At 65.6% G+C, this 24,072-nt stretch carries 20 protein-coding genes; 8 read left to right on the top strand and 12 right to left on the bottom strand.

Features of this window, described 5'->3' with window-relative positions:
• Positions 1-172: 172 nt before the first annotated feature.
• The 3 genes from NBW77_RS11375 to NBW77_RS11365 form a co-directional block, all read right to left on the bottom strand.
• On the bottom strand, positions 173-406 hold the full coding sequence (locus NBW77_RS11375) for an FmdB family zinc ribbon protein (RefSeq protein ID WP_131744974.1): 234 nt from the start codon (positions 404-406) through the stop codon (positions 173-175).
• Positions 407-415: 9 nt separating this feature from the next.
• Positions 416-1,762, bottom strand: a complete 1,347-nt coding sequence (locus NBW77_RS11370) for an ATP-dependent 6-phosphofructokinase (RefSeq protein ID WP_131744973.1) — start codon at positions 1,760-1,762, stop codon at positions 416-418.
• 532 nt (positions 1,763-2,294) lie between these two features.
• On the bottom strand, positions 2,295-3,365 hold the full coding sequence (locus NBW77_RS11365) for a PP2C family protein-serine/threonine phosphatase (protein WP_502799468.1): 1,071 nt from the start codon (positions 3,363-3,365) through the stop codon (positions 2,295-2,297).
• A 402-nt stretch (positions 3,366-3,767) separates the two neighbouring features.
• Here NBW77_RS11365 and NBW77_RS11360 point away from each other — a divergent pair, with 402 nt between their 5' ends.
• Entirely contained in the window at positions 3,768-3,995 is a 228-nt protein-coding gene (locus tag NBW77_RS11360) for a hypothetical protein (protein ID WP_131744972.1), read from the top strand.
• A gap of 197 nt (positions 3,996-4,192) precedes the next feature.
• On the opposite strand, the gene NBW77_RS11355 is transcribed toward NBW77_RS11360, so the two are convergent.
• The 4 genes from NBW77_RS11355 to NBW77_RS11340 all read right to left on the bottom strand — a co-directional run bounded on the left by NBW77_RS11355 (position 4,193) and on the right by NBW77_RS11340 (position 8,219).
• Positions 4,193-5,056: an LLM class F420-dependent oxidoreductase gene (locus tag NBW77_RS11355; RefSeq protein WP_131744971.1), complete on the bottom strand. Its 864-nt coding sequence runs from the start codon at positions 5,054-5,056 to the stop codon at positions 4,193-4,195.
• Positions 5,057-5,559: 503 nt separating this feature from the next.
• Complete coding sequence (locus tag NBW77_RS11350; protein ID WP_131744970.1) at positions 5,560-6,834, bottom strand: ATP-binding protein; 1,275 nt, start codon at positions 6,832-6,834, stop codon at positions 5,560-5,562.
• A gap of 645 nt (positions 6,835-7,479) precedes the next feature.
• Positions 7,480-7,842 (bottom strand): hypothetical protein, encoded by a 363-nt coding sequence (locus NBW77_RS11345; RefSeq protein ID WP_131744969.1) that lies wholly within the window; start codon positions 7,840-7,842, stop codon positions 7,480-7,482.
• The gene (locus NBW77_RS11340) at positions 7,839-8,219 is read right to left on the bottom strand and encodes a WhiB family transcriptional regulator (RefSeq protein ID WP_502799467.1); all 381 of its coding nucleotides are present in this window, start codon (positions 8,217-8,219) and stop codon (positions 7,839-7,841) included. The genes NBW77_RS11345 and NBW77_RS11340 overlap by 4 nt, the downstream gene beginning before the upstream one ends.
• A gap of 468 nt (positions 8,220-8,687) precedes the next feature.
• Between NBW77_RS11340 and NBW77_RS11335 the strand changes: the two genes are divergently transcribed.
• The gene (locus NBW77_RS11335) at positions 8,688-10,106 is read left to right on the top strand and encodes an NsdA family TPR-like regulatory protein (protein WP_502799466.1); all 1,419 of its coding nucleotides are present in this window, start codon (positions 8,688-8,690) and stop codon (positions 10,104-10,106) included.
• Between the two features lie 791 nt (positions 10,107-10,897).
• Complete coding sequence (locus NBW77_RS11330) at positions 10,898-11,722, top strand: MBL fold metallo-hydrolase (protein WP_131745157.1); 825 nt, start codon at positions 10,898-10,900, stop codon at positions 11,720-11,722.
• Between the two features lie 19 nt (positions 11,723-11,741).
• Here the strand turns inward: NBW77_RS11330 and NBW77_RS11325 are convergent, their stop codons facing one another.
• On the bottom strand, positions 11,742-12,101 hold the full coding sequence (locus NBW77_RS11325) for a hypothetical protein (protein WP_131744967.1): 360 nt from the start codon (positions 12,099-12,101) through the stop codon (positions 11,742-11,744).
• Between the two features lie 269 nt (positions 12,102-12,370).
• Here NBW77_RS11325 and NBW77_RS11320 point away from each other — a divergent pair, with 269 nt between their 5' ends.
• Positions 12,371-13,567, top strand: coding sequence for a thiolase family protein (locus NBW77_RS11320; protein ID WP_131744966.1), 1,197 nt, complete (start codon positions 12,371-12,373; stop codon positions 13,565-13,567).
• A 128-nt stretch (positions 13,568-13,695) separates the two neighbouring features.
• Complete coding sequence (locus NBW77_RS11315) at positions 13,696-14,454, top strand: 3-hydroxyacyl-CoA dehydrogenase (protein WP_131744965.1); 759 nt, start codon at positions 13,696-13,698, stop codon at positions 14,452-14,454.
• A gap of 8 nt (positions 14,455-14,462) precedes the next feature.
• Here the strand turns inward: NBW77_RS11315 and NBW77_RS11310 are convergent, their stop codons facing one another.
• Both NBW77_RS11310 and NBW77_RS11305 read right to left on the bottom strand, forming a co-directional pair.
• Positions 14,463-15,608, bottom strand: a complete 1,146-nt coding sequence (locus tag NBW77_RS11310) for a CaiB/BaiF CoA transferase family protein (RefSeq protein ID WP_207386807.1) — start codon at positions 15,606-15,608, stop codon at positions 14,463-14,465.
• A 23-nt stretch (positions 15,609-15,631) separates the two neighbouring features.
• On the bottom strand, positions 15,632-16,777 hold the full coding sequence (locus tag NBW77_RS11305) for an acyl-CoA dehydrogenase family protein (RefSeq protein WP_284346918.1): 1,146 nt from the start codon (positions 16,775-16,777) through the stop codon (positions 15,632-15,634).
• Between the two features lie 170 nt (positions 16,778-16,947).
• Here NBW77_RS11305 and NBW77_RS11300 point away from each other — a divergent pair, with 170 nt between their 5' ends.
• Positions 16,948-17,574, top strand: a complete 627-nt coding sequence (locus NBW77_RS11300; protein WP_131744964.1) for a TetR/AcrR family transcriptional regulator — start codon at positions 16,948-16,950, stop codon at positions 17,572-17,574.
• Between the two features lie 77 nt (positions 17,575-17,651).
• Here NBW77_RS11300 and NBW77_RS11295 read toward each other — a convergent pair whose 3' ends face one another.
• Together NBW77_RS11295 and NBW77_RS11290 are read right to left on the bottom strand one after the other, a co-directional pair.
• The gene (locus NBW77_RS11295) at positions 17,652-18,692 is read right to left on the bottom strand and encodes an LLM class F420-dependent oxidoreductase (protein WP_250279671.1); all 1,041 of its coding nucleotides are present in this window, start codon (positions 18,690-18,692) and stop codon (positions 17,652-17,654) included.
• Between the two features lie 151 nt (positions 18,693-18,843).
• Complete coding sequence (locus NBW77_RS11290; RefSeq protein ID WP_165485781.1) at positions 18,844-19,995, bottom strand: sugar ABC transporter substrate-binding protein; 1,152 nt, start codon at positions 19,993-19,995, stop codon at positions 18,844-18,846.
• Positions 19,996-21,028: 1,033 nt separating this feature from the next.
• On the opposite strand from NBW77_RS11290, the gene NBW77_RS11285 reads away from it, so the two are divergent.
• Together NBW77_RS11285 and NBW77_RS11280 are read left to right on the top strand one after the other, a co-directional pair.
• On the top strand, positions 21,029-22,114 hold the full coding sequence (locus tag NBW77_RS11285) for an ABC transporter substrate-binding protein (protein ID WP_165485780.1): 1,086 nt from the start codon (positions 21,029-21,031) through the stop codon (positions 22,112-22,114).
• A 358-nt stretch (positions 22,115-22,472) separates the two neighbouring features.
• Positions 22,473-24,035: an AMP-binding protein gene (locus NBW77_RS11280; protein WP_250279670.1), complete on the top strand. Its 1,563-nt coding sequence runs from the start codon at positions 22,473-22,475 to the stop codon at positions 24,033-24,035.
• Positions 24,036-24,072 lie beyond the last annotated feature (37 nt).

Below are 24,072 nucleotides of genomic sequence, written 5' to 3'. Positions count from 1 at the left end.
GCAACCGGATTCGCCCGGAAAGGAAAGAATGCTGGGAAGACCACTTGATAAGCGATATGTCCGGAAAGGTAAATATCTTCGGCCACAGACACGAAAACGGGCTCCCGCCGAAAATTTCGCGGAAGCCCGCCCAGTCTTTTTTCGATCTTTCGGAATTCCCTACCCCGTCAGGTCAGCCGCAGCAGCCACCACCACAACAGGCTCCGCCGGCCGGAGCGGACGCCGACGGAGCGGAAAACGCGGCTGTCGAGGAACCACCACGAGTGACGGCGACCGCGGTGAACACCCGGCTGGTGTCAGCGTGACCGCCAGGGCAAGGGGTGGTGACAGCAGCGGGTTCGGTGATCGCTCGTCGCACCTCGAAACTGGTGTCGCACGTGCGGCAACGGTATTCATAGGCAGGCACGATTCCAGCTTACGCGGATGAGCCGAACCGGACCGGTTGACCGGTCGCCTCAAGGACCGACAGCCAGAGGTCACCGGCCGGGTCAACCTGGCTGCGGTGACTGATGGCGAGCGGGATCGGGACATGGACGAACCGGCGACGCCACCGTCCGACCACCATCTCGGTACGGCCCGACATCGCCGCATGCACCGCGGCATGCGACAGGCGGATGCAGTAGACGCTGTCGTAGGGGTTGGCCGGAACGCTGCGGATGACGTAACTCGGGTCGATGTACTTGAGGTTCAGTTCCATCCCCACCGCGGCGAAGTGGTCCGTGATCCGCCTGGTGAGAAGTTGGCCGACGTCGCGGAGCTTGATATTGCCTGAGGCGTCGCTGCCCTGCGGCTGCTCGCCCTGCTGTTCCTCCGCGAGGAGCTCCTGGCCTGCGCCTTCCGCCACGACGACGACGGCATGCCCCCGCTCCTCGACCCGCCTGCGCAGAAAGTGCAGCAGCCCGCCATCGCCCTCGAGCATGAAGGGCACTTCGGGGATGAGCACCACGTCCGCATCACTGTTTGCCAGGGATGCATAGCACGCGAGGAAACCCGAGTGACGGCCCATGAGCTTCACCACCCCAATACCGTTGGGCGAGGACGTCGCCTCCACGTGCGCCGCGCGTATCGACTCGGCCGCTTTCCCGAACGCGGTCTGAAAGCCGAAGCTCTGGTCGATGTAGGGAACGTCGTTGTCAATCGTCTTCGGCACACCGACGACGGCGATCTTGGCCCCGCGTTCACCCGCGACGCGGGCAATCTCGAGCGCGCCACGCAGGGAGCCGTCACCACCGACGACGAACAGGATGGTGATACTCATCCGTTCCAGGCAGTCGACGATCTCTTCCGGATCCTGCTGCCCACGAGACGTCCCGAGGATCGTCCCTCCATTCTCGTTGATATTACCGACGAGCTCCGGGGTGAGATCCAGGACGCTGTGGCCGTACTGAGCGATGAACCCCTGATAGCCGTTACGGAAGCCGAAGATCCGGGTGACGCCGTAGTGAGAGGTGAGTTCCAGCACCAAACCACGGATGACGTCGTTCAGGCCGGGACAAAGCCCCCCACAGGTGACAATTCCGACCCGCGTCTTCGACGGATCAAAAAAGATCCTCCGCCGTGGCCCGGCAGGCTCGAATCCAGGGAGGGCATCGATCGGCATGTCTCGTTGGACGACCATCGACAACGTGTCGTCGAGAAGGACCCGGTCGTCCTCGTCGACGTAGTGCTGGGTCGTACGTTTGTCATCGATCAGCGGCGCCAACGGCGACGTGATCCGGCAGGACCCCAGCGCCCTCACTGAAAGCTCTGGAACATCGGCCATCAGTAACACGCCCTGAGACCCTCGGAGCGCCCGGTGGCGCGAGGAGAGCCGTGCTCGCGGTGCCGGAGGCCGACTGGGATGCCGGCCCGGTCACTGACCTGAAACAGAGATTTCCGGGTGGGACACACCACGATTGTCAAATCTCCCTTCTCGCCCACTCGCGTCAAAGCGTACCGGCCAGGCCACGACGACCGACGACAAAGATCGTGAACCCGTCGACGTCGGACGGCGGGCGAAACCTTTAATTAACCGGGTAGACATGCCGGGGGGTGGCATGCGATCCATCCGCCCGTGTCAGCCGGTACCGGGACGTGCAGCAAGCGGCAGGTTGCGCTCGTTGTTCCGGCCATCGGCAGACCGCGACGGCGAAGTGCCCCGCCAGTGACAGAAGTGAGATCAATCATCTGTACGCCACCGGCCGGGCCGGTGGCCGGGATGCGCCAGGCGAGGCCGGCGATGGCTACCGTGAGGATCCCTGACCCGGCGCTGGACGAACACACCGCGGATCTACTCGGCCACAAGGCCGCGATGTTCATGCCGAGTGGGACGATGGCGAGCCTCGAGGTGCTGTGTGCTGAGCAGCACGGTCGCAAGCCGCCAGCCGTTCGGCGAGAAGCAACGCGAGGTCGTCATGCAGGTTCCCACCGACGTGACCGTGCAGATGGACGACAAGGCGGTCCAGCGCGGCGTCGAGGGTGGCCGCCGCCAGATCGGCGAGATGGTCATCGAGACGGAAGAAGACCCGATTGCTGTCTCGGGCCTCGATCAGACCATCGGTGAACAGCAGTAACCGGTCGCCGGGATCCCACTGGCTGGCGGTGGCTGTGAAGTTCTCGGCAATACCCAACGGGGGGCTGGGCTCGGTGACCGCCACCGGGCGGCCGGAGCTACCGGACAGCAGAATCGGTGGCGGATGCCCCGCCGAGATCAACCGCAGCGAGCCGTCCGAACAGACATCGACGAACAGGGCCGTGACGAAGTCCTCGGCGCCGGCCTCCCTGGACACCGCCCGGGTGCAGGCACCGGCAACCCGCTCGATCTCCGGATAGCTGACAGCGGCCTCCCGAAACGCACCGAGGACGACCGTGGTCAACCGGACAGCCGGCAGCCCCTTCCCCTTCACATCCCCGATGATCATTCGGGTATTACCTGCAGTCGCCACCACCTCGTAGAGATCCCCGCCGACAAGAGTCTCAGCCGCCGCCGACAGATAGCGAGCCGCGAACGCGATCCCGTCCACTGTGCCAGGAACAACAGGCAGAAGTGCACGCTGTGCCACATCCGCAACGGCCCGGACACGGCCCAGCTCCCGCTCGCGGCGCAGTCTCACGACCGCGACATAGACGGCAACCGCGGCCTGCGCCGCGACAAGAACACAGGCGGCGGCATGCTGGCCGGAACCAAAGCGGTGGTCCCATGTCCCTGACACCACCGCCGCGACAACCGCGACAAGCCCGACCAGCACGGTCACGGCCGGAGCACCGGTTGCGGACGCGACCAGCGGGGCCAACCCGAAGAAGCCGGTCAGGCTGATCCCGGGGATGACAGCGTCAGCGACGACCAGCAGGCCGAGCAAACCCGCCGGACCCCAGTCAGCCGCCACAGCTGCGCTTCCACGTGTCCGCATTGTCCCCATCATGCCCACAACCCACAGACAAGGAAACGTCGACTTCCACGATGTGGCCACCGACAGGCCTCAACGCATGACGTATCCAACCAGAAACGCAACGCAAGCACGAGACGCGGTCGCGGGCAGGCCACCCAGCGTGATGCCAGACGGCATGGTGGACGTCATGCACGCCGTCACCTGTCAGGACCTGCGGTCGAGCTTCCATTCCGCTGGCGGGATCCGGCCAAGGTCGCCGACCTAACGACCTGGCTCTGTCAGGAGCAGCACCGTACTCTCCTCTGCCGAGAGGTTCCCCTGGAGAACTACCGATCTGCTTTCTTCTGGTGCACACTCGTATCTGCACGCGCCAGGTACCTTCAGGAAAGGAAGCAGAAGATGCCGATAAGCGCCAACCTTGACACGCAACTGGACAAGTCCTGGGAGAACAAAAGCCTCAGCGAGGTTCTCGGCGCGCCCGTGAGCGCCCTTGCCGGGGTGACGGACGAGGACGGAAAACTACTCAACCAGGCTTTTAACATCAAAACTGTATCGGACCTGGGTAAGAACAAGTACTTCCGTGCGGCCTACGCCCTGACCATGCTTTCCGACACCGGCGGGAAGTAGCCAGCCCCGCACGACGCGCCCTGGTGGACCACGCGCCCCGATCATCGGCGCGTGGTCCACGGCGCCGCCCGCGCAACCGCGGGCAGAGGCGACCGTCAGGTCCGTCCACGACCAGCCGGTAGACAGGCGGACGCCGAGCCGGGGCTGTCCAAGCTGGCCCGGCCGGTCCGGCTCTGGTCCCGGAAACCGCTGCGGTGTCAGAGGTCGAGTGCTTCGGCAACCGCACCCAGGGCGGCAAGATGCTCGTCGACGGAGGAGAACCCGGCCCCCATCGTGTTGAACGCGACATGGGTGGCACCGGCCGCATGCCATGCCGCTGTCGCCTCGAGCGTGGCGTCCACTCCCCCGGCGCCGAAGTTGATCCTGCTTTCCATCCCGATGTTCGACGGGTCGCGTCCGGCCGACCCGGCCGCCCCGTGGATGACAGCCAGTGCCTCATCCAGCTTCGGTCCGGGTTGTACCTGCGGGAACCATCCGTCGGCGAGCGCGCCTGTTCGCCGGTACGCCGGGGTCGAATGCGCGCCGAACCACAGCGGGATCGGACGCTGCACGGGCAGTGGCGCAATACCCGCACCAGTGATCGTCTCGTGTTTTCCGACGTGTGTGACGGACCGGGTCGTCCAGAGCTTGCGGAGCACCTCCACCTGCTCGGCGAGCCGGGCGCCGCGGTTGGTGAATTCCTTACCGAGTGCCTCGTATTCCACCGCGTTCCAACCGAGTCCGACACCGAGCCGTAGCCTGCCCCCGGTGAGCAGGTCCACCTCGGCCGCCTGCTTGGCGACAAGGGCGGTCTGGCGTTGCGGAAGAATAACGATTCCGGTTACCAGCTCCAGTGTGGTGAATGCCGCGAGATAACCGAAGAGCACAAAAGGTTCATGGAAAGGCGTGTCGATGTTGTAGGGACCGCGCCAACCGGTGTGCACGGACGGATCCGCTCCGAGAACATGATCATAGATCAGTAGATGATCATAACCCAACGCCTCGACCCCGGTCGCATACGAACGCACGACACCGGGATCCGGGCCGATCTCACTCTGCGGGAAGACAACACCGATGCGCATGGATCGTGTCTACCACCGCGCCCAGCCCGCGCTTCGCAGGATCCACCGTATGGGAGCAACCATCCGACCGCAAACCGCCTGGGCACCACCCGTAGCCGGGTGGGGCCCCCTACGGCCTGCGGCACCGGAGGCTCACCCGCGCCGGTCCCGGTCCCGATCCCGCACCGCGCCCGCCCTCGACCACCCCGCTCTTCACCCTACAAGGGGAAGACACCCCCAAGACATGCCCAACACAACACTAACGGTGCGCAGTAGACACAGATACATCAACTGTGCACCATCGGTGGCAATGCAGACGAAGAAGGCGAGCCCGACGGACAGGCGACGGATGCCCGCGGCGACCAGGGCGTACCCCACCACACGCACAGCGGACGATGTCTCACAGATCGTGGCCACGTCCCGGCCTGACCCGAGCCGATGACGGTCGCCGCGGCCAGCCCCGCACCCACCGTGGATGACTGTCCGGCTACCGGAACAGCGGCAGAAAAACGGTGGCCGAATCCTCAGATACGGGTGAAGATCTTGGCGTCAGCGTGGAAGCGCTCGTGCTCTTCCACGCTGATGGTCGGCCGCGATGAGCGCGCCGCCGCCAGCAGATCCTCGGTGGTCACCGGCAGCCGGTCTCCCTTGTCCACCGCGCGGTGGAACGCGGCCGCCACAGCGCGCTGCACCGTGGCGGCAAGGTCCGCCGGGGTGAAAAGTTCCGTGGCGGCCACCACCGGCTCGACGTCAACCTGCTTGTTGTCGATCCGTTCGAGGAAGCGGTCGAGCAGCAGACGGCGTCCGGCCACGTCCGGCGGCCCGACCGGGAAAACGAGGTCGAAACGACCAGGACGGATGAACGCCGGGTCCAGTGCCGAGATCGAGTTCGTCGCACAGATCAGTAGCCGGCCCGGTGCGCCGCGGAACTGTGGGATGGCCTTGAGTAGTTCGTTCACCACGGACTGGCTTTCCGGCCCGACAACTTCCCTGGACTGCGCAATCTCGTCGACCTCGTCGATGAAGACCACGACCCGCTCGACCTGCATGAGCTCGGTGATGGCGGTCCGCAGCTCGGCAGCGAGGCTGCCGCCGCCGGTCGCGACCAGTCGGGATGGCAACAGCTCCACGAACGGCCATTCGAGACGCGCGGCCACCGCCCGCGCGAACGACGTCTTTCCAGTACCCGGTGGACCGAACAGAAGCATGGTCGTCGGGGTGACCACGCCGTACGTCTCGGCCAACTCGTGCTCCTTGATGGGCAGCAACAGGCGCTGCTCCACCAACGTCTTACCCTCGGCCATACCGGCGAGGCTGTGCCATTCAGCGGCGGTGAGCAGGGTGCCACCCCAGCGTTCCACCGTCGTGACATCAACCGGCCGCAACGGTTCGTACTTCTCGTAGAGGGTGAGGCCGGTCTTGGTAAATCCCCGGTTACGGAACGCCAGTTCACCGAACTGACCTGGAGCGAGCAGTGTCGTGATGCGGCGATGACCGGCGTGAATCAGCTGGTTCTCCAGCGCTTGGAGCAGCGCGGACCCGATCCCCCGGTATCGCCACGCAGGCGAGATCGCCAGCGCGAGTACTCGAGCATATCCCCGTTCGTATTTCGCGATAGCAACACCAACGAGCTGGTCGGCTGTGACAGCGACAACCGCGGGAGTGTCCTCACGAAGCGCGAGAACCGTGTCGGTCAGATCGAAGGACGGCCCTTCCGACTCACCTCTTAGTTCCTCGAGCAGATGTACGGTCGCGGCGTGGTCGGTGGTGTCATAGGACCGCACATGCCAGTTCGTCATAGCCGGCTCCCTTCACTCGTGTCACTCGTGCGCAAGTACGGGTCAGTTACCTGTCGCAAGTCGTTTCCACTCGTGCAACCTCTCGTCGCGGCCAAAGTCGCGGCTGAAGGAGCCGTTTACCACCCCGGCTGGGTGCCGGATCGACCTGCCGGCGCGGGCCATCCATCCGCGGAGGGGAGCGCCAGATGGCCCGCGCCGGGGTCTCACCCGTGAGTTGCGACTGTTGTCAGCAACCGCCGGGGAGCTTTTTCTACCGCATGGTTCTCGGTCGGATTCCCTGAGGCTTCCGGAGCCGCGAGAAATACATGATCGAGTTTCCTTCGGCCGGCTGCCTGGTGTCATACCTCCGGCGCCGTTCCGCGGCCGAGATCGTCGACCTGCGACGCGGAGATCCACGCGGTGTTCTGTGTCCACGGTTCTCGGTCGGACTCTCGCCGGCGCGGGGGATGCCGCCAAGCCCGCTCCAGCCGAGGCCCGACCATTTCATTGCGGTAACACTTATCAGGTTCCAGCCGCGCAGGTCCGCGGCTCCGCGGCACAACCGCGTCAACGCACCAAGGCCTCGACGAAACATTCCCCGGGGTATCCAACCCCGTACTCGCGGACGGCCGACGGTCGTTGTCGCCATCCCACGAAGACTGATCATCAGGCCATGCCCTCGCGAGGCCGGGGGATCGTGTGCTCCCGTGCCAGGGGCGCGGCGGACAGCAGGTCCTGGCCAGCTCGGGCAAGTTCATCCGGCAACTCGGTCAGCCCCAGCCGACGACCGGCATCGGCGCGGACGACCATCAGATGCGCCAGGAGCGTCCGGGCCTCGTCGATCTCTCCTTGCGGTGCTCCGTCCGCTATCAACCGCGCAAGCGACGTCATGACATCGCTCTCCGAGGTCACAGCTTCGGCATATCCACGCGCGGCGTTCCACAGTCGGGCCGCCGCGTGCTGCCAGTCCGCCATCGCGCGGGCCATCGGCACCGGGAGAACAGTGCGCTGCAACGTAGGTGCGGTCACTGGGGCACCCGGGGAGCGGGCGCGATGACCAGCTGACGGCGCAGCGCGCGGCGCTCGTCCTCGTCCAGACCACCCCAGACCCCGGCATCCTGACCGGTCTCGAGCGCCCAGTTCAGACACTCCCGGATCACCAGACAGCGGCGGCAGACGGCCTTGGCCTCCTCCAACTGCCGCAGGGCCGGGCCGGTTGTACCGACCGGGAAGAACAGCTCCGGGTCCTCGTCCCGGCAGGCGCTGCGCTGGCGCCATACTTCCAAATCCTCGGCTGACTGCGGCTCCTGCGTCCGAACATGACTCCACATGTATGCGGTGTTCATGTCTTCGAACCGGCCGCGCAACTCTCCATCGGCGTCCAGTACAAGAACTCTTCTGCCCATCCGACACCGTCCCAAGGTCGCGTCGACATGAAGACTAAATCGAGCAGAAGCGTACGGCCGGCCCAAGTGGATGTCTACTCACAATGTTTCGGAACCAGGATCCTGGGAATAGCACCGACAACGGTGCGGGGCGCTCCGGAATATAGCCCGGAGGCTAACGGCGGGACGCCTTAATTCGTCCGGAGTGCTGGGAATCAGGGTTCGGAGTGACATCCGACCGGCAGTTCGACACTGCACACGATCACTGTCCGGATACTCCGCGTACGGTCAAGTCCACGTTGCCTCGAGGTTCCGGCCCGGGCGGCATACGGGTCGACGAATACCGGCGGGGGCGGAATCCGCCAAAAATCAAGGTGCCCAGCCGCGGACCGACCGGGAACAACGACTCACCACAGGTGACCGCCAGTCCTTAGACTCCAGTCGGGGGGTTGGCTACGTTCCGAGTACATGCCTTGACATGACGGCCAAATGGGAGAAGGTCAGATGCCTCCTCGAAGGGTTACCATCGGTCCGTTGCAGCATGCACGCCAGATCCGCGGCCTGTCTCTGGCGCGGGCAGCGGAGGAGATCAGGAGTCTCGCCGAGGACATCGGTAGACCATGGGAAGCACTCACGGCACAGCGTCTCTCGGAGTACGAGGGCGGTAAGCGCCCGAGCTGGGAACACTGTGATCTACTATCCCGCTATTACTGCACGAATGTCGTTGCCCTAGGTTGGGCGTGCGACTACACCGGGCCCGAAACCGGGGCTCTGGCACTCCTGTCCAATTCAGTTGACGATGGGGAGGCTCGATGGGCAGACGCCGATCTCGACCTTCTATGGAGACCTGACGGGTTGACCGTCGGGTTCGAGGAGGTGACCGCCAACATGGAACGGCGGAAGTTTCTCAGCGTGTCCGGCGTGGCGCTGACCTCGGTCGCACATCACTGGCTCATGACCGATTCAGCCGGGCTTGCCACCGCACTCGAAGGAAAGCGCGTGAGCGACTCGCTCGTCGCGGGTTTCGAGCGCCGGGTGGACACGCTTCGCCGAATGGATGACGTTCTCGGAGGAGATGACATATACGAGCTGTCCATGGCGGAGCTTCGGGTCGCCGTGCGCGTCCTGCGGACCGCCCTGTATGGCCACGCACACGAGGCGAGGCTGTACGCCGTCGCAGCCGAGCTCGCCCGGCTGGCAGGCTGGGCTGCGTTCGACAGCGGCTACCACGGCGGTGCGCAGCGCCTGTGGATGGTCGCGCTGCGGGCTGCCGGCGAAGCCGGGCAACCGGCGCTGGGAGCCAACATCCTGCGCTGCATGGCTGAACAGGCCGCGTGGTACGGCGATCCGAATGATGCCGTCACCATGCTCCGATCGGCCCAGGCCGGTGCACGCAACGCGATGACCGCCACCGAGAAAGCGGCGATCTCCGGTGCACTCGCACTCGCGTACGGTCGCGCCGGCGAAAGCACCACAGCAGCCAGAACGGCTGAGGACGCGGTTCATCTCATCAGCCAGTCCCAGCCTGCGGAGGATCCGCCGCACATTTACTGGTGTGTACCGCCCTGCATTTCCCTGTTCGCAGGTGAGGCTCTGTTGTCCAGCGGTGACGGCGCCGCGGCCATTCCTTATCTGGATGATGCCGCGGACGGTCTGGCCGGTGACTTTCCACGTGCGCGGGTGGAAGCCATGACCAGACTCGGCGTGGCCCATGTCCGCACCGGCGATGCCGATGCCGCTCTTCAGCTCGGGCATCAAGCCGTCGAACAGGCAGCTCTTCTCGACTCCGGAATGGCCGGAAGGGACGTGGCCACCCTCTGCCGTGAAGTCGAACGTACCGGGTGTGCCGGTGCCGCCGATCTTACGGACCATGCACGTGTCACTCTGACCGCAATCAGCTCGGCCTGACTGCGGCGCGCTTACCGGTCTCCGCGAGCGGAGACCGATCTCCTGCTCCAGCACGGCGACACCGTGCCACAGGCATCCGAGGCAGTCAGGGCGGTACCACCGCCCTGACTGCCTCTTTTTGATTTTTGGTGGAATGTCCGGATTGATCGGATAAAGCCGATCCCCGCCGGCTCCTGCGAACCTATGATGCTCGCCACATTATCTAATCCATCCGAGCTGGACTGGAGCGATGCACGCAGAGGGCGATCCGCGGCAGATCCCCGGAAACCGAGAGATAGATCTTCCGGGTCGATCTCTCTCGGCATCCACTTAATCACCAAAAGTAATGGGGATTACGGACAGTTAAGTTACCCGGGAACGTCTGACCAATACCGAAGGAACGGGTTCACCGCGACCACACCGTGGACCAGGCAAACGATGATGCGGAAGCCGTCGTCCCCGGCTCCCCAGAACGTCATTTCCGCGCGATACAGTCGCGAAACTGATAGCTGGGTCACGCCGCAGGGGACCGTCCCGGGTTTGTGCGGGACGCCGAGTGCCGGGGACGGACCGAGTATTCCACCGCAGCCGGGATCCGCACTCCCCGGATGCATCCACCTGTATGTACCGATTCGGCCATGCGCAGCCTTGTACGTCCGGCACGGGACCGCCATCGTGTGGACAACACGGGCAGGTGGGACCGACGCCAGAGACCATCGAGCCTTCGGCCGGCACCGTCCAGCCTTCGCCGCGGGACGCCGAGCCCGGGCCGGACCGGGCACGGCGCCGAGGCGGGCAGTAGCGTGACCGGGATGGAGCGCACGTTCCCGATCTGCCGGGCGTGCGGCGTCCAGTACGCCACCCCGAGGCTGGACTGCCCGATCTGTACCGATGAACGCCAGTTCATCGGTTGGGACGGCCAGCGGTGGACGACTCTGCCCGAGCTGCGTGCGCAGGGGTACCACGGTCGGGTCGAACCGGAAGGCGACGGGGTCATCGGCCTCGGTGTGGATCCGAAGGTCGGGATCGGACAACGGGCACTGCTGGTACGGACCCCTGGCGGCAACGTCCTGTGGGACTGCGTCGGCTATCTGGACACCGACATCGTCACGGCGGTGCGCGCTCTCGGTGGCATACACATGATCGCGATCAGCCATCCACACTTCTACGGGACGATGATCGAATGGAGTCGGGCGTTCGGCGGCGTCCCCATCTACCTGCACAGAGCCGACGCGCGCTGGGTCGGCCGGCCCGATGAAGCGGTGGTCTTCTGGTCCGGCGACACCCGTGTGATCGGTGACGCACTCACGCTGGTCAACGCCGGCGTCCACTTTGCCGGCGGCACCGTCCTGCACTGGGGGGGCGCTGACAGCGGGCAGGGCGCGCTGCTGTCCGGTGACATCCTGCAGGTCGTTATGGACCGGCGCTGGGTGAGCTTCATGTACAGCTACCCGAACTACATTCCGGAACGTCCCGCGGCCGTACGCCGCGCGGTCCAGCTCCTCGAACCCCTCGGGTTCGAGACGATCTACGGCGCCTTCTGGAACGCGGTTGTCCGCATCGACGGGCACGCCGCGATACGCCGATCCGCCGACCGCTACCTGCGTTTCGCCGCTGACCGCCCGACCGAATCATGATCACAATACTGATCGGCGGTCAGAGCGCGACCGCCAGCATGTAACGCTCGATCAACTGACCGGCCAGCTCCCGCTCACGCGTCTGACGATCTCTTTCCCGGGCCTGGACGCCGGCCCGGCGAGTCTCGGCAAGGCTCAGCATCGCGCTGGTGAAGGCGATCAGGGCTGCGGCCACGATCCCGATCCCGGTGCGGGTCGTCGCGACCGCCTCGGCTCGGCCGTCGACCGTCGCCCCGTAGAGCGCCGGCACCCAAACCCACAACGCCACGAGGATCCCCAGCGCGACCAGGCTCCCCAGCACGACCAGGCTTCCGAGCACGACCAGCCCAACCGTCAGCGGCACCGTGTCCCGCTGCCCGCCGTCATCGTGCCCACGCATGGCAGAGGTTCTACGCGACAGAGCAGCTTGGTGTCCTTCCCGTGACCGCAGGTTGACACCTGTGCGGGATCAGCCGCACTGCCGGGCTGTCGGTCGCCGGGGTGCAGCATCCGCTGGCACAGCGGCACCAAGCCGATCAAACAGTCATGTTTGACTGTTCTGTATCACGTGGATGACGATAGGCGCGGCACTCCACAGACGACGAAGGACCACGAGCAGCTCGTTCTGGCCTCGCCCGGCGGCTCCGAGGCCCTCCCGGAGGGAATTGCATGAGCAACGCTGTCATCGTCGATGTCGTACGGACCGCATCCGGACGAGGAAAACCGGGCGGAGCGTTGTCCGGGGTGCATCCGGTCGAGTTGCTCGCGGCCGTGCTGCGGACGCTACTGGAGCGTAACGACGCTCTCGACCCGGCGCGGATCGACGATGTCATCGGCGGCTGTGTCCAGCAGGTGGGCGAGCAGTCCATGAACATCACCCGGCATGCCCTGCTTTCAGCCGGGTTTCCCGAGACGGTCCCGGCCGTGAGCATCGACCGCCAGTGCGGCTCCAGCCAACAGGCCGCGCACTTCGCCGCCCAGGGCATCATTGCCGGCGCCTACGACATCGTGATCGCGTGTGGCGTCGAGTCGATGAGCCGCATCCCGATGGGCACGACCACCGTCGGCCAGGACCCCCAGGGGCCAGGAATCCACGCCCGCTACCCCGAGGGCCTGGTCAACCAGGGTGTGGCGGCCGAGCTGATCGCCGAGAAGTGGAAGTTGGACCGCGAAGCCCTCGACGCCTACTCGGCCGCATCCCACCAGCGCGCGGCGGAGGCCGCTGCCGCCGGCGCCTTCGACAACGAGATCGTCCCGGTATCGGCTCCCGCTCCGGACGGATCAACCATCACGCACCTGGTGGACCAGACGGTACGACCCGCCACCACCGCCGAGGGACTGGCCGGGCTCAGGCCCTCCTTCACCACCGAGGACATGATCACGCGGTTCCCCGACATCAACTGGAAGATCACTCCGGGAAACTCCTCCCCACTCACGGACGGGGCGTCCGCCGCTCTGATCATGAGCGAACAGGCCGCGAACGAACTCGGGCTTCGTCCCCGGGCACGCTTCCATGCGTTCTCCGTCATCGGTGACGACCCCATGCTGATGCTCACCGGTCCGATCCCGGCGACGCAGAAGGTCCTCGCGCGCGCCGGCCTGGCCATCGGCGACATCGACGCCTATGAGGTCAACGAGGCGTTCGCCCCCGTACCGCTGGCCTGGGCATACGAAGTCGGCGCGGACCCGGCGAAGCTGAACCCCCGCGGTGGCGCGATCGCTCTCGGGCACGCGCTCGGCGCGTCCGGTACCCGCCTGCTCGCGACTCTGGTGAATCATCTCGAGGCCACCGGCGGCAGATACGGCCTGCAGACCATGTGCGAAGGCGGCGGCATGGCCAACGCCACCATCATCGAACGTCTCTAGGCCGTTGGCCAAAGGAGACGCGATCATGGTTCTTCTCGCGCCTCCGGAGGCCCTGAAGGGTCTTCGGCCCTGGATCAGTTCAGCGACTCGAGTTCGTGCCAACACACCGAACGAGGAGAAACAGACGCGTGGACATCGCAGGCGGCGTTGCCGTGGTGACCGGAGGAGCATCGGGGCTCGGGCTTGCTACCGCCCGTAGGCTCGTGAACGCGGGCGCGAGCGTGGTACTGGTGGACCTGCCTACCTCGGGCGGCGAGCAGATCGCCTCCGAACTCGGCAAGTCCGCCTTCGCACCCACCGACGTCACCGACTCCGAGCAGGTGTCGGCCGCGCTCGACGTCGCAGACGGCCTCGGCGAGCTTCGCGTGGTCGTGAACTGCGCCGGAATCGGGCCAGCGGCCCGGGTACTGGGCAAGGCCGGTGTGATGCCTCTGGAGGCCTTCACCCGTACGATCATGGTCAACCTGATCGGTACCTTCAACGTGATCCGGCTGGCCGCCGAGCGGATCGTTCGGCACGAACCGATCAACGATGAACGCGGGGTTGTCGTCTGCACCGCGTCGGTCGCCGCATTCGAGGGTCAGATCGGGCAGGCCGCCTACTCCGCGTCCAAGGGCGGTGTGGTCGGTATGACCCTGCCACTTGCCCGCGACTTCGCGGACAAGCAGATCAGGGTCGTCACCATCGCGCCGGGCCTGTTCCGCACGCCGATGCTCGCGGGCCTGCCCGAGGATGCGCAGACCTCGCTCGGACGGCAGGTGCCGCACCCCAACCGGCTCGGGGACCCGGACGAGTACGGCGCGCTGGTCGAGCACATCGTCGCCAACGCCATGATCAACGGCGAGGTCATCCGGCTCGACGGCGCCATCCGCATGGCTCCGCGCTGATCGTCCGATCAGCTGGTCCTGACATCCCAGTCGGCGAGGACGTCTGCGGTGTCCGCGCCCGCGGTAGGGGGCGCGGACGGACGCCGTGGGCGGGTGCGGGAGAAACGCGGCGCAGGTCCGGGTTGGACAACCCCGTCCACACTGACGAAGGTGCCACGCGCCCGCAGCTGCGGATGCGTGAGTGCCTCGGCGAAGGTGAGCACCGGGGTGACGCAGGCGTCGGTACCGTCGAACACCGCCGCCCACTCGTCCCGGGTACGGGATGCGAAGACCTGGGTGAAGCGGGCCCGTAGCCGGGGCCAACCGACCCGGTCGTTCTGGTCGGGCAGGTCGTCGCTGTCGGCAAGTCCGAGGCCGACAAGCAGCGCGGCGTAGAACTGCGGCTCGAGGGCGCCGACGGCCACATGACGGCCGTCGGCGCACAGGTAGGTGTCGTAGAACGGGGCACCACCGTCGAGCAGGTTCGTGGCCCGCTCGTCCGACCAGGCCCCCATCGCGCGAAGAGCCCACATCATCTGGGCGAGCACGCTCGCGCCGTCGACCATGGCGGCGTCGATGACCTGGCCGCACCCCGAGCGTTCCCGCTCCCACAGTGCGGCGAGTATCCCCATGACGCAGAACACCGACCCGCCGCCGAAGTCACCGACAAGGTTCAACGGCGGCACCGGTCCGCCGTCCGCGCGCCCGATCGCGTGCAGGACGCCGGTGATGGAGATGTAGTTGATGTCGTGCCCGGCCCGCTGGGCGAGCGGTCCGTCCTGACCCCAGCCGGTCATCCGCGCGTAGACGAGCCGGGGGTTACGGGCACGGCATTCGTCCGGTCCGATGCCGAGACGTTCGGCGACCCCAGGCCGGTAGCCCTCGATCAGCACGTCCGCGCGTTCCACCAGGCGCAGTACGGTCTCCCGTGCGGCGGGGTCCTTGAGGTCTGCGGCGACCGAGCGGCGGCCTCGCAGCAGATGGTCGGGGGCACCGGTCTGGCCGATCTGCAGGCCGCCGACGGGCCTCTCGACGCGGGCGACGTCCGCGCCGAGGTCGGCCAGCAGCATCGCCGCGTGCGGGCCGGGGCCGAGGCCGGCAAGTTCCACCACCCGCAGACCTGCCAGCGGTCCCGCCGGCCGCCTTTCCCCTGCCTGCCCGTCGCCGGTAACCAGGTCGCCGGTAACCAGGTCGCCGGTCACAGGCCGAGGTCCCGACCGATGATCTCCTTCATGATCTCGTTCGTCCCACCGTAGATCTTCTGGATCCGGCCGTCGACAAACGCCCTGCTCACCGGATATTCCCGCATGTAGCCGTACCCGCCGTGAAGCTGCAGGCAGCGGTCGGCGACGCTGCACTGCAGCTCGGTGGCCCAGTACTTGGCCTTGGCCGCACGCGCCGCGGTGAGCTCGCCGTGCAGGTGCTCCACCAGACAGTCCAGAACGAAGGTGCGCGCGACATCGACCTCGGTCGCCAGTTCCGCCAGGACGAACTTGTTGTGCTGGAACGAGCCGATCGGCTGCCCGAAGGCGGTGCGCTCCTTGACGTAGATCAATGTCTGCGCCAGCACCCCCTCGGCTGCGGCCAGGCCGCTGACCGCGATGGACAGCCGCTCCTGCGGCAGGTTACGGACAAGAGCGTAGAAGCCGGCGTTCTCCTCACCGAGGAGGTTCGCGACCGGCACCCGGAGGTCGGTGAACGACAGCTCGCTGGTGTCCTGCGCGTGCAGGCCGATCTTCTCCAGGTTGCGGCCCCGCTCGAAGCCGGGCATCCCGCGTTCGATGACGAGCAGCGACAGTCCGCGGTGCGGGTCGTCAGCGGTCCGCACCGCGGTGATTACGAGGTCGGCATGCTGGCCGGAGGAGATGAACGTCTTCGCGCCGTTGACGACGTACCAGTCCCCGTCACGTACGGCGCGGGTCCGGATGGCCGCCAGGTCACTGCCGGTGCCCGGTTCCGTCATGGCCACCGCGAGTACCGTCTGCCCGCAGACGGTTCCGGGCAGCCAACGCGCCTTCTGCTCGTCGGTGGCAAGCCCGAGTAGATAGGGCAGCACGATGTCGTTCTGTAACGTCAGACCGAGACCGGCGGAGGCGACCAACGCACGGGAGAACTCCTCCCCCACGATCGCGTTGAACCGGAAGTCCTCGACCCCGGGGCCTCCGTACTTCTCCTCGACGCCGAATCCGAGCAGGCCCTGGGCACCGGCGTCGAGGTAGAACGACCGGTCGATGATGCCCGCGCGCTCCCACTCCTCGATCTTCGGGAGCACCTGCCGAGCGACAAAGACCCGCACCATGTCCCGGAAGAGCACATGCTCGCTGTCATACACCTGCGCCGCCAACGACGACGGCCGGCCTGTGACCACCACCGTGCCCACCTTCCGCGCGCTGGTCCGACGGCACCGCCGCCAGACCTGCACCATCGACAGACGTACGCCTACCACGACACTGCCGGGGCGAATCCGAACAGTCAATACTGACTGTTCGGCTCGCCGTAGGTAATCTTGTAGGAATGACCGAAAGCGGAGCACCCGTCCACCGCAGCCGGCAACAGCGGACGTCCGACAGCCGCCAACGCATCCTTGACGCGGCGATCGCATGCCTGATCGAACACGGGTACTCCGGGACGACGACATTGATGATCCAGTCTCGGGCCGATGTCTCCCGCGGCCGGCTCCTGCACCACTTCCCCTCCCGCGAGGTGCTGCTGGTCGCCGCCACCCAGCACCTGGCGACATCCCGGATGCACCAGATCGGCACGCGGGTAGCCCGGCTGTCGGAGAACCGGGACGACGGTGCCGACCGTCTGGACCTCGCCGTCGAACTGCTGTGGGAGACGTTCCACGAGCCGTACTTCTGGGCGGCGATCGAGATCTGGACGGCCGCACGTACCAACGACAACCTTGCGCGGGCTCTGCTGCCCGAGGAACGACGCCTTGGCGCCGCCATCCGCGAGACCATCGACACCATCTACGGCCCGGAGGTCAGAAACCATCCGCTCTACCCGCAGGTTCGGGAACTGCTGTTCACCAGCATGCGCGGGGTAGCCCTCACCTACGCCTTCGACCCCCGGCCGCCGGCAACCGACCCACACCTCGCCCAGTGGAAGAACATCGCCCGCCGCCTGCTGGACCTGTAGGTCCGATCAGGCGGCGGGCCGCGACGGGATCTGGATCCGACACCGTGAGGGGTCCGGGCCGGGACGCCGGCGAGACGTCAGGGCAACAGTTCCCGAACCAGCTCGACGGAGGCGACCTGTTCGGCGTGGGTATGGGCCAGGAGGGTGACGTTCAGCGTCGTCACCCCGACCGCGGCCAGGGCGTTCAGGCGTTCCCGGACGTAGCCTTTCGGCCCGATGAGGGAGGTGGCACGCAGCAGCTCCGCCGGGACAGCGGCTGCAGCCTCCTCCTTCCTGCCTTCGAGGTAGAGGTCCTGGATCAGTTTGGCCTCCCGCTCGTAGCCGTAGCGCCGGGCCAGGTCGTTGTAGAAGTTCCTGCCCCTGGCACCCATTCCGCCGATATAAAGGGCGAGCATCGGACGGGCAAGATCGTGCAGATGCTCGACGTCGTCACCGATCGCCACCGGCGTGGCCACGACGACGTCCAACGGCCCGAGAGCGGGGTCACGCCTGGCCTGGCCCGCGGCCAGGGACGGCCCCCAGACGTCCCTAGCCTTCTCCGGATGGAAGAAGATCGGCTCCCATCCCTCGGCGATCTCAGCCGCAAGCTCGACGTTCTTCGGCCCCATGGCCGCCAGGACAATCGGGATGCGGTCCCGTACCGGCTTATTAATGATCTTCAGTGGCTTACCGAGGCCGGTGCCCCGGTCTGCCGGCAGCGGGACCTGGTAGTAGCGGCCGTCATGCACAACCTGCTCACGCCGCCACACCTGGCGGCATATCTCCACGACCTCGCGGGTGCGTCCGAGTGGCGCGTCGTACGGGACTCCGTGGAACCCTTCAATGACCTGCGGGCCGGATGCCCCGATCCCAAGAGTGAACCGACCGTCGGAAACGTAGTCGAGACCGGCCGCCGTCATCGCCGTCAGCGTCGGAGTACGGCTGTACAAGGGCAGGATCCCCGACGCGATCCCCAGCCGGTTGGTGCTTGCGGCGATGTACCCCAACTGGCTCACCGCGTCGAAGGAGTACAACTCCGCCACGAAGACGATGTCGACCCCGGCGGCCTCGAAGTCACGCAGGCCGGCAACCGCCTCCTTGAATCCGCCACTGTAGGCCAAGGGTATTCCGAGCCGCATGTGCACCCTCCTCGTCACTGCCACTCCGAACCCCGCCCAGGTCGTCCTGTCCGGACCAGTTCGGTCCGGACAGGACGACCGATCAGACTGACAGTCAGGTCTGACTGTTGTACGCCACCTCGCGGACTCCGCGCAACGCCACCGAGGAGACCTACCCGAGCTGCCAGAGCTTCTTGAAGGCGTCGGCGTAGCCCGGGAACCCGACGTAGTAACCGGTCGAGTCGAGGGGGGCAATGCTTACGTTTTCCCTGGTGATGAGTTGAGTCGGCAGCAACGTCCTGTTCGCCGCGTCCAGGCTCTCCCCGTTGAAGTACCGGGCAAGCATGTCGACATCACGCCAGCCGAGGATCGCCGCGGTGAATCCCGTCCAGACCTCCTCCGTACCAGCTCGCAGCGCCTGGAGGTTGGCCTGGGTCGGGGTTTCGCCACCAATCTTGACCTTGCCCTGCAACCCGGCAGCCCGCAGTGCCTCGGGCACACCGATGGTGAGGTCACCGAGCGAGAAGATCGCCCAGTTGATGTTCGGGTCGCGTTGCAGGGTGTCGACGACGCTCTGGGGCGTGTTCTTGCCGAGATCACTGATTTGCTGATTGACGACGAGAACCTTGCAGGTCGGGCAGGCGGCCGTCAGCGCCTGCTTGAAGCTGTTGGCGAAGACGGTGAGAACCGGGTAGGCGCTGATCGTGAAGATGGCGGCGTGTGCCTTGCCGTCGCTCTTGGCTGCGACATACGAGCCGACAAGCCGGCCGTACTCGGCGACCTGGGTGGGATTGTCGAGGGATGTCGAGATGATGCCGTTCTGGACCGGGTCGGTTATGCTGTCCGCCAGCACGGGGATCTTCAACGTCTGCGCCCGCGCGAGCTGTTGGCCCAGCAGGGCGACCGGCGTAGCGCCGAAAACGACCGCATCAGGATGCAGATCCAGCGCCTGGTCCATCACTGTTGCGGTGTCCTCGGCCCCCCTGCCCACGGTGAGCAGCTGCGCCCGCCATCCGAGCGCCCGCGCCGCGTCGACGACGCCCAGGTTCTTCAGGTGCCCGGTGCCGGTCGGGGTGTCCAGAATTGCGATCAGTTTGTCCGAGGATGGCCTCCTCGACAGTGGCGCGTCAATCAGGATGCCGGTCGGGTTCTGCAACGCCTTCGACACTTCGTCCTGCGCCGCGCGAGTCCCGCCGAGGACGTCGTCGGACGCTCCCGCCGGCCTGCCCTTCGCTCCTGCGGCCGACCCCCCGCTGCATCCGGCCACGACGGCGAAGGCCACTGTGGATGCAGCGACCGCCAGCCTCATTCTTCCCCTGGTCACCGCCTCCCCCCGCACGGACAATGCGGATGTTTCCTTCTGCCGGGCGGAGCCGCGCAACGGTAAGCAGGGGCACCATAAAACGTCCCCACGCGACGTCCCCTCGGCTTTCAGGGTTCGGCCGAGTCGTAGTCCGGTGACCCATCCGGTCCAACCAGAGAGCAGGCCACGACAGTTGTTGGAGTTAAGCGGAAAAAATGTCTTCATGTTGTCCTTCAGGTGTGAGCCCGGTAGGGCTGCGGAGTCTCACCAGGCCCCCATGGGCCACAGCGGCGACACCGGGCAGGCATGGACGTACTCCGCGACCTCCCGCCTTGCCATCCAAGGTCACGAGTAGCCTTCGGCGGTCTTTCTTAAGACTAGCCTCGAGAGCGGCCACAGTAACCACCTGACAGAAGTGTCAGGAGGGCGGGGTATGCCGGTATTCGATATCGACCCGGCCGGGTTACCAACCGTAGCACCCGCTTCGGGTACGCCCGCCACCAGCAGCGCAGGGAAATTTGTAATGGATCAATGGCGGAGAGTGTCACAGCACCCCGTCTACAACTTTCTATAGATAGTTTTTCTATTCGAGATATAGATTCCGGGTCCAGCGGCGCGGGCAAGGCGGGTCCGCGGGACTGAAAGGCGGCGACCCCATCGACCCACCACTGCGTAACGTCGTCGACTCGGACCACCACTGCGTAACTTCGTCGACTCGGACAGTAGCTGCCCGGTCCGCGGACCGCACCACCGGGAAGCCTTGGAACGGACGCGAAACCGACCGACCTCGGCCGGGGTTCTCTGTTCTGGTTCACGGGCATCACCGAGAGGGACCGGCGACGAGTACCCGGCCCGGCACCCGGCTCCGGTCTCCTACAGGAAGACCTTACCGATAACAAGAAAAGAAAAGGGTTGACATATGCCATCTTCCATTTTTTCGGGTTACCGGACTATTCTGCTGGTAGGAGTCACGACGTTAGGTTTATTAGGTGGCTGTGGGGGATCGGCCAAGAACTCGACCGCCGGGAGCAAGGCCAACTGCACCGGACCGGGCGTGAGTTCCGATACGATCGATTTCGGACTCATCTACTCGGATTCCGGGTCCACGAAGACGACGCTTCTCCCCTTTCGCGCCGGCGTGGATGCCCGCCTCGGAGTAGAGAATGCGCGCGGCGGAGTTAATGGTCGTCGGCTGACCTACGCCTGGGGTGACGACCAGAATCTTCCGAAACAGAGTCTCGTCACGGCCCGCAACCTGATCACCGATAAACAGGTATTTGGAATCGTTCAGCTCACGGCCAGCGACGACGCCAGCAGCTGGCTGCAGGACGAGGGTATCCCGACGGTCGCGGCCCTGAGCACGGGCCAGTCGAGTTACGACAACGTCTTCACGGTGACCACCTATTTCCCGGAGACCAGCTGGCCCAAGTTTGTCCGTGACCATGGCGGTACCAGAGCAGCCGTGATCGGCGTCCAGTTCGACCCGGTGTCGAAGCAGCAGAAGAGTGCGGTTGTCGAGAGCCTGGTGGCATCCGGCATCGACATTACCTACACACGTGATATCTCCCCGACCAACGAGAATCTCGCGGTCGTTGCCCGCGAGATCAAACAGTCCAAGACGGACACACTCATTGTCAGCGCGACGCCTGACCTGTATGCCTCGATCCTGGATGCCGCAGGCCAGGCCGGCGTATCCCTGCGGGTACGGATCGGGCTGCTCGGTTACGACCCCAACCAGCTGAACCGGTTCGGCTCAAAGCTCGCCGGAAGTGTCATCGCTGTCAACTCCACGCCCTTCGAGCTCAACCTTCCCGCCCATCGGGTCTTTCTACAGGCGATGGTTGACTACGCGCCCCAGGTCCAGCCGCCCAACCAGCAGATGGCGCTCAACGGATGGACAGCGGCCGACATGTTCATCCGCGGTCTGGAAGCCTCCGGTTCCTGCCCGACCCGGCAGGGCTTTATTACCGGCCTCAACAAGGTCAACCGGTACACCGCCGACGACCTCCTCGCGCCCATTGATCTCTCGAGTGCGTTACGGCAGAACCCTTGCTTCTACTTTGTTCAGGTCAGTCAGGACGGTAGTCACTTCAACCCGCTGCCACCGGCACCCCAGCCGCTGTGCGGGAACTCGTCCTGATACGACTGGAACGGCCCGCCCCCGGCGGGCCGTTCCAGTCGCCCCCGGCGGAGAAGGGTTCGGCACCCGCCACGCCAGGACCACGGGTTCGGACATCGGACCTCCGCATCAGACCCACGGCGGTTGGGGGCTCTCACCGGACGGGACTGTTACCGGTTCGAACGGATGAGAGTGCCATTTCTCGCCCCGACACCGTTTTGTTCTGTCGTCCCTTCCGCAGTCGGACTACGATCTTCCTCGGTGTAGCTCCGATCGATGAGAGGTGAGGACATGGGACACCAGGCCATTGATCATCTACGACAGTGTCCGCCGGACGACCCGGCAACGCTGATTTCGCACGCTCCGACAAGGGACTGACATGTACCCCGGCTCCTTCGCGCACACCGCCGGGGACCGGCCGGCTGTCATCATGGGAAGCAGCGGCGAGGTCGTGACCTATCGTCAGCTCGAGGAGCGATCGAACCGCTTTGCCCACTACTTACGTAGCCAGGGCCTACGCCAGGGTGATGTCGTCGCCGTCCTCATGGAAAACAACGCCTTTTACCACGAAGTCGTCTGGGGAGCACGCCGGTCCGGCCTGTATTTCACGACGATCAATTCCCATCTGACTGTCGACGAGGCGGCCTACATCATCAACGACTGCGGGGCACGGGTACTGGTCTCCAGCACCGCGCTGGCGGAGATGGCCGCACAGCTGACCCTCCAGTTGATCCCTGGCGTCGAACGGCGACTGATGATCGCCGAAGATGGCGATCCTGCTTTCTTCGACCAGCTGGACGGATGGCTGCCCTATACCGGCGCGGTCGTGAACCGGCCGACCACGCCGATCGCCGACGAATCCGAGGGGGACCTCCTCCAGTATTCGTCCGGAACCACCGGCCGACCCAAGGGCATCAAACGCAAGCTGTCCGGCAGCCCGATCTCGCTCGATACCGACCCTGTTGTGCCGTTCCTGCGGGCAATCGGCTTCGGGGAAAACGACGTCTACCTCTCCCCCGCTCCCCTTTACCACTCCGCGCCGATCGTGTGGACGATGGGCGTGCACCGTCTCGGCGGCACCGCCGTTGTCATGGAACGCTTCGACCCCGCCGGATACCTCGCGCTGGTCGAGCGCTACCACGTGACGCACAGCCAGCTGGTTCCGACGATGTTCGTTCGGATGCTCAAGCTTCCACCCGAGCAGCGCGCCCGCCACGACCTGTCAAGCCTTCGTTGCGTGATACACGCCGCCGCACCCTGTCCGGTGCAGATAAAGCATCAGATGATCGAATGGTGGGGGCCGATCATCTCCGAGTTCTACTCCTCCTCCGAGGGCTCCGGGGCCACGTTCATCACCTCGCCGGAGTGGCTGGCCCATCCCGGTTCCGTGGGGCGGACGATGATCGGCAAGCCGCACATCCTCGACGACGATGGGCGGGAGCTGTCGGCCGGCGAGCCGGGGACGATCTGGTTCGCGGACGGCATCCCGTTCGAGTATCTCAATGACCTCGCGAAAACCGCCGGCGCCCGCAACGACCAGGGTTGGACGACCGTGGGCGACGTTGGTTATCTCGACGACGACGGCTATCTCTACCTCACCGACCGCCGGTCTTTCATGATTATTTCCGGTGGGGTGAACATCTACCCGCAGGAAGCGGAGAACCTGCTCATCACCCATCCCGGAGTGCTCGACGTGGCGGTGATCGGCGTTCCCAACGCCGACTTCGGTGAGGAGGTCAAGGCGGTCGTCCAACCGCTGGACTGGGCGGATGCCGGGCCGGCGCTACAGGAGGAACTGATCGCCTTCTGCCGCGAACACCTTGCCGCCTACAAATGCCCACGTTCGGTCGACTTCGAACCCGAACTACCCCGGCTCGACACCGGGAAACTGTACAAGCGCATTCTGCGTGACCGCTACTGGGCGCCCAGCGCCGTGGACTGACCCTGCCGCAGATCCGCGTTGCCCCGCACGACCTGAC

The sequence above is a fragment of the Frankia sp. Cppng1_Ct_nod genome (assembly GCF_920656135.1).
Lineage (GTDB): Bacteria > Actinomycetota > Actinomycetes > Frankiales > Frankiaceae > Protofrankia > Protofrankia meridionalis.
Note: the sequence above shows the minus strand (reverse complement) of the source record. Positions and strands in the feature narration are given on the sequence as shown.